We start from the raw sequence: 6226 nt of genomic DNA, 5'->3' as shown, positions 1-6226 counted from the left end.
ATCAAAGAATTTAAGTGCTATTCGACCTGACCGGAAGTTTTTTCGACAAGACCGTAGAAACAAAACAAATAAGTACCCAATGAATTATAAACGTATGTGTTAAATCCTTAAGTTAATGACATTGTTGTGCGCATTGCGGAAATAGATAATAATTTACTTCGATTCCCGCTATTGACTCAAGAGCGTTTATTATAGCGAGAGTTTATTTAGCGAACTCTTTCCATAAAGCAATCTCTGCTTACATGAACGATTCAGGAAAGGTTATTATTTGTAATCTAAAGTAGTTGAATCCATTAGAGGATGTGAGGTGGTCAAGTAAAACTGGCCACAGATTTGTATTCAAGCCAGTATCTTTTCTCTGACTCATTGGGTGTTAGTCCTCGGTTATAACTGTGAAGCCTAACTTTGCTGTAATATCGAATGATGTAGTTAACAACTGACTTTTTAACTTCAATAAATGAGCGATAACCTGCTGTTGGCACCCATTCTGTTTTTAAACTTCTAAAAAATCGCTCCATCGGACTATTATTCTAACAGTTACGACAACGGCTCATACTTTGCTTAATCTGATATCGCCACAATAACTGATGGTAGTTCCTACTTGTATAAGTACTTCCCTGGTCTGAATAAAACATCAAATTTCTTGGTCGACCTTTTGATTCAAATGCCATTGATAAGGCTTTCGCTGCTAACTTAGTATCGGGTGAATACGATATTGCCTAGCTCACTAACTTTCGTGCAAATAAGTCCATAACAACAGCTAGGTATGCCCAACGATTTCCCGTCCAAATAAACGTTATATTACCGCACCAAAATGGACACAACTACCATACAGCAAACTGGCGTTCAAGTGTGTTTAATATCGCTACACGTGGCTGCATTGCCTTCTTGTATTTGTGACTTGGCAGCTGACAACTGACCCAGTCTTGTTCTTTCATCAAACGCTTAGCAACATAACGGCTAATCGCCAAGCCTCTTGCAGTGGCAATAACTGAAATGGTGCGAGCACCTGCCGAGCTATTACTTTTAGCATGAATGCTTTTTACCATCGCCATTGCTTTAACCTTTTCAGGCTTAATACGTCTGCATTGCTTTGCCCAATACTTGTAGCTGCTGCGATGAATAGCAAACACATCGCAACAACGTTTAACAGTATGACTCCCTTTAAGGGCTTTAATTATCGCAAACTGGCGAGTGAGTATGACATCAAGAGAGCCGTAGCCTTTTTTAGAATTTCCTTTTCTTCTTCAATGCGAGCAATACGCTTTTTAAGTGCACGAACTTCAAGTTGGTCTGGTGTTAATGGCATAGTTTTACTCGTTAAACCATTGAGCTCATTTTTTAATTGGCGAACCCATTTATCTAACAATGATTTACCTACATTCATGGCTTTTGCCATTTCAAGTACAGAGTAGCCTTTATCAACGACTAATTGAGCACATTCAAATCTGAATTCTGGTGTGAAATTGGGTTTAGTTCTTTTTGTCATGGTGTCACCTAAAGTTTGATAAGGTGTATAATAACATCTCTAGTTAGGTGGCCAAATCGACTATGTTACTACAGTCAGAGTACTTAGTTACTTAACTATAGTTTTAATGAGATCTTTTGTGGGGACTCGTCAAAAAAAGCCATCTTAATACGTCTTAAATATATTCAAGCATTCTGTTAGAATAGTCGGCTATTGATTAAAGGACACCGAGGCAGCATGTCAGAATTTAAAGAATTTTCACTTTTAGAGTCAATTATTGATCGCGTTACTCTTAAAGGCTATAAACAGCCTACACCGATCCAAAAAGAATGTATCCCGGCTCTTATTGATGGGAATGATCTTCTTGGTATAGCGCAAACGGGAACAGGAAAGACGGCGGCTTTTTCACTGCCTATTATCAATAATTTTGGTCGGAATAAAATAGATATCCAAGCGAAGAGCACGCGTTCGCTAATACTAACGCCAACGAGAGAGCTTGCCTCGCAAATAATGCAAAATATTGATGACTACTCTGAGGGCTTAGGACTTAAAACTAAGGTTGTTTATGGTGGTGTCGGAAGACAAGCTCAAGTTGACTCGATCGCGCTTGGACTTGATATTTTAGTGGCAACCCCTGGACGATTATTAGATTTAATTGAAACGGGTGATATAAATTTTAAGGCGTTAGAAATATTTGTCTTAGATGAAGCAGATACTATGCTTGATATGGGGTTTTTTAAAGATGTTCAAACCATAATATCTAAACTGCCAAAGAAGCGACAAACACTATTGTTTTCAGCGACTATGCCCGCTGAAATAGAAATACTGGCAGAAGCAATATTAACAGATCCAATAAAAATTCAAGTTGCGGCTGAAACGGTCACTATCGATTTGGTTAATCAAAGCGTATACCATCTTGATAAAGCGAATAAAGTACCTTTACTCTTTAATATATTGCAAAAACCTGAATTTGAAAAAGTGCTTATCTTTTGTAAAACAAAGTATGGCGCCGACATCATTGTTAAAGCATTAGAAAAAGCATCAATAACAGCCGCTAGCCTTCATAGTAGTAAAACACAAGCCGTTAGAGAGGAAGCGCTACAAAACTTTAAAGATTCTAATCTAAGAGTATTAGTTGCCACTGATGTTGCTGCTCGCGGAATTGATGTTAATAATATTACTTTAGTTATTAACTATAACCTCCCTGAAGATCCAAGAAATTACATACATCGCATAGGTCGAACTGCTCGGGCCGGTAAAAGTGGAATGGCCATTTCATTTGCTGTAGAAAATGATATGAGGCAATTAATTAATATCGAAAATAGCATAGGACAAGTCATTCCTGTTGTTACAGAGCAGCCTTTTCATAAAGAGTTTTCAAAATTACCTAAAGAAGTCAAAAAAAAGGTAAGTAAAACAAATAAAACAAATAAAACGAACAGAACAAATAGCACAAGAAAAAAAAGAAAATAAGGAGAGCTATAAAGTAGCCAACTAGAGATTTTTAGCTCGGCTACAAATATCAACTGTCGATGCCTTTTAGCGTGTTTTTTTTGCGGTCAAGATAAGTACACTGGGCAAAATTTTATCAGCATTAACCTGGTTGCGGTGCAAATAAGCACAACGTATTAAGTAATCTTCAGCGATTAATTTTAGTGCGTATGCGGTAATGGATCACCACACCTATTGGGTGCTATTCGTTGCTCAGTAATACGCAAAAAGTGATCATTAATTATAATAATGCTCAGGGAAAGATTATATGATGCCCTACTTTTCTATCTTTTTATCCATTAGAAATAGAGTAATCAAGCATTCTGTGCTCGTTGGTTGCTCAGTTATCTAATGAGATAATTGAGCTTGTTAATCTTCGGCATAGAGTTTCTTAAAGTTTTTTAGATTCCAGCCAATCATGACTTCATTACCAATTTTAAGGGCGGGCAAAGAGCTAGCTCCTATAGCGTCAAGCTCTTTTCTACCGCGCTGCATTTTCGCATTGGTTAATCTGTATTTTATGCCATTATTATCCAAGTATTTTTGAGCTTCACGAGAATGGGGACATTTATCTGAAATATATAAAACAACGCGTTTCATCACTAACCTTTGCAGAATTGTTAAAGATTCACTATTTTACTGAACTCTCAGAAAAAACAAAGGTGAATTAACGGAACTTTCAATTTTATACAAAGAAAATGAATCGGCTGTGCTAAACCAAGGTGATAAAAATATATCAACTAGTTGTTTGAGCTTTAATTCAATCGTTTCTGCTTAGAGCTACCAACAGTAAAATTTTATCAATTAAATTTTTTTAATTTTTGGTTTCATCCACCTTGCAAATGTGAACATCATTAATTTTTTGGACGGTTTGCAGCATTCAGAATATGTAGAATTACCTTTCCCCTGACAAACAGCTAAGCGACCATAGCTGTCATTCACCCTTACATTATTAATGCTACCTTTGATAGTATCAATTGATTTTAGGTGGTCAGCTCGTTAAAAATTGCCGTTGATGCTTAGGTGTTATTACTAACATTTTGTTGGAAGAGCTATCCTGCCCCTAATGACATTACCCTTAAAGGTAACAGACATTATAGAATAGCTTAAAAACGCTTTATGATTATAGGATGAGGAAGTTATTTTAGTCTTTTATAAAAAATTTTCTGCAACCACTATAATATTCATGACCATGTGACCAAAAATGCAATACCATAAATTCCCACTTACATATCTAATCAATCCTAATAAGCACGAAGATAAGAAGAGTAAAATAAATACCTCTATTTGTTCGTATTGAGAATGTATCAAGGTAAACGCTAAACTGGTAATGAGAATGATGAACGTTGGGTTTAGCGAAATTTGTTCTAACTTATAGAAGGCGATCCCCCTAAAAATAATTTCTTCAAAAAAAGGACCTACGATTCCAACTGTTAAAATAAGTAATGTAATTTCAAGTCCTGTATCTATTGATTCTAAAAAGTCGAGCATAGAGCTTGGCGTTTCAAAAATACCCAGACGAAATATAAAATATTCAAATAATGAGAAGGTTAACACGGCTAATAAGGTCATTATTAGTCGTGTTAACGTTATAGATTTTAAAGCTAATCGGTTAACTATATTTTCTTTATTTTTTGCGGAAAGATAATACTGAAGAAGGGGTAGCATTAAAAATACTGAAACTATTGATGTTGTAAAATTAAAGCCTAGATTCATGCTCAGCTGTTCAATAGTATGTACATCATCTAAAAATATTGAACCAAGACCTGATATAAATACAATAAGGGTTGAAAATATCGGTAGTGCTAGAGCTAACAGTAATATCGATAACATTGACAATACCGATAACATCATCTTATTTAATGCCGCTGATGCGTTGTTAACCTTTGAGATAGTCATAAATATATTAAAATCCAATTGATAAAAGCAGAACAATTGAGAAGTTAATCTAAATGCATAATATTAAAACGTAATTGTCGAACCCTACTTACTGATAAAATTAACCTGTATATCTATTAGGTCCAATAAAACAGGCAGTAAGATCCTGTCATTTAAGTAGAGACCTTAGAAGCTCCCACTATTATATTTGCAAAAGTCAGCAATATTATTAGGGAAGCCGATTTTTATGCTGATTTATAATAAGAGAAAGCCTTATTTGTACTTTTAGTGAATGTTAGCATGTGAAATAACAACAGCAGTATTGAGCTAAAACCAACTAGGCAGATTCATTAAACATCTTAATTTACAAATTTACCATAAAGTTTATTTCGAATAGGTCGTTTAACGAGATAAATAGCCTCATTAGCCCTCATTTCTTTAATTAAACTAAAAGGAATGTAATCGGGTATTAGCTCAAAATAATTATTATTATTTAAATCATCATACTTAATGCTATTTACCACTGCATTCTGCCATTGATAGAAAACCCTTCCATAAACAATAGCCACATTACTGCCGCTAACACTTACCACTTTAGCTAATCTATATTTATGCTTAGGATTCAATTTATTATTAATCAACCTAATGTCTAAAAAGTAAATATCATTGACTTGAGGAGTTAAAATAAAAACGGATGCTTGTGTTTGCTCAGCGTTATGTAAAGCATATTTTTCATAGCCAAAATAGGCAATCACCACTAGAAAAGTCAATAACACGAGTTTATTTAAGGAGATTGATAACTTTGCTTTTACATTTTTTGATTCGAAGGTATGTGGCACTTTAATAAATCCTTTTAAAGTTAACTCTATTTGATAACACTGTTTAGGTTTAAAATTGAGTCATAAATCATAAATTCAATGAGATATCCAATGCTCATCTACAATATAACACCTCATCAAAAGTTAAGGATGGTTGAATAAAATGGTAAGTTAAACACAAGGTCAGCCACTCTTTAGATGTCGAGTAACTTAGACGTTTACACTAGATAGCATCATACAAGTAACATAGGTAAATAGACACGTTGGAACAATAATATATACAAAAACATCAGATTTACACCAACAGCCTTGAGCTATTTTTTCTTTTCTAAATAAGGATATTGAAGAGCCATAAAGAATAATCAAACCAACCGCAACTATCGACATCCAAGAAATATCATTACCCACTAAAAGCAATAATGGCGTTATTGCCGAAAGACACCACAATGAAGCTACAAAACTAGCGCTGTTGTACATAACAATTAGATACTTCATCACATCCAAAATATTACTAAGTTGTTAAAATTGTTAGTTAACATAAGTGTCCATTGGAAACAGCCAACTTTTATTT

5 protein-coding genes and 1 pseudogene are annotated in these 6226 nt (G+C 34.6%); 1 reads left to right on the top strand and 5 read right to left on the bottom strand.

Translation table 11 applies throughout. The features are described 5' to 3' along the window. Positions 1 to 311 precede the first annotated feature (311 nt). Positions 312 to 1489, bottom strand: a pseudogene (locus H4J66_RS19895) (IS3 family transposase). Positions 1490 to 1705: 216 nt separating this feature from the next. On the opposite strand from H4J66_RS19895, the gene H4J66_RS19890 reads away from it, so the two are divergent. Then, the gene (locus H4J66_RS19890) at positions 1706 to 2941 is read left to right on the top strand and encodes a DEAD/DEAH box helicase (RefSeq protein WP_182176638.1); all 1236 of its coding nucleotides are present in this window, start codon (positions 1706 to 1708) and stop codon (positions 2939 to 2941) included. Positions 2942 to 3328: 387 nt separating this feature from the next. Here the strand turns inward: H4J66_RS19890 and H4J66_RS19885 are convergent, their stop codons facing one another. The 4 genes from H4J66_RS19885 to H4J66_RS19870 form a co-directional block, all read right to left on the bottom strand. Further along, entirely contained in the window at positions 3329 to 3559 is a 231-nt protein-coding gene (locus tag H4J66_RS19885) for a glutaredoxin family protein (RefSeq protein WP_070374193.1), read from the bottom strand. A gap of 552 nt (positions 3560 to 4111) precedes the next feature. Then, positions 4112 to 4858, bottom strand: coding sequence for a CPBP family intramembrane glutamic endopeptidase (locus H4J66_RS19880; RefSeq protein ID WP_182176637.1), 747 nt, complete (start codon positions 4856 to 4858; stop codon positions 4112 to 4114). 338 nt (positions 4859 to 5196) lie between these two features. Then, positions 5197 to 5676, bottom strand: coding sequence for a hypothetical protein (locus H4J66_RS19875; RefSeq protein WP_182176636.1), 480 nt, complete (start codon positions 5674 to 5676; stop codon positions 5197 to 5199). Between the two features lie 189 nt (positions 5677 to 5865). Continuing rightward, the gene (locus H4J66_RS19870; protein WP_182176635.1) at positions 5866 to 6150 is read right to left on the bottom strand and encodes a hypothetical protein; all 285 of its coding nucleotides are present in this window, start codon (positions 6148 to 6150) and stop codon (positions 5866 to 5868) included. Positions 6151 to 6226 lie beyond the last annotated feature (76 nt).

Origin of the sequence: Colwellia sp. MB3u-55 (genome assembly GCF_014076785.1) — a bacterium.
In the GTDB taxonomy this organism is placed as follows: domain Bacteria; phylum Pseudomonadota; class Gammaproteobacteria; order Enterobacterales; family Alteromonadaceae; genus Colwellia_A.
This window is presented reverse-complemented; position numbering and strand designations above follow the sequence as displayed.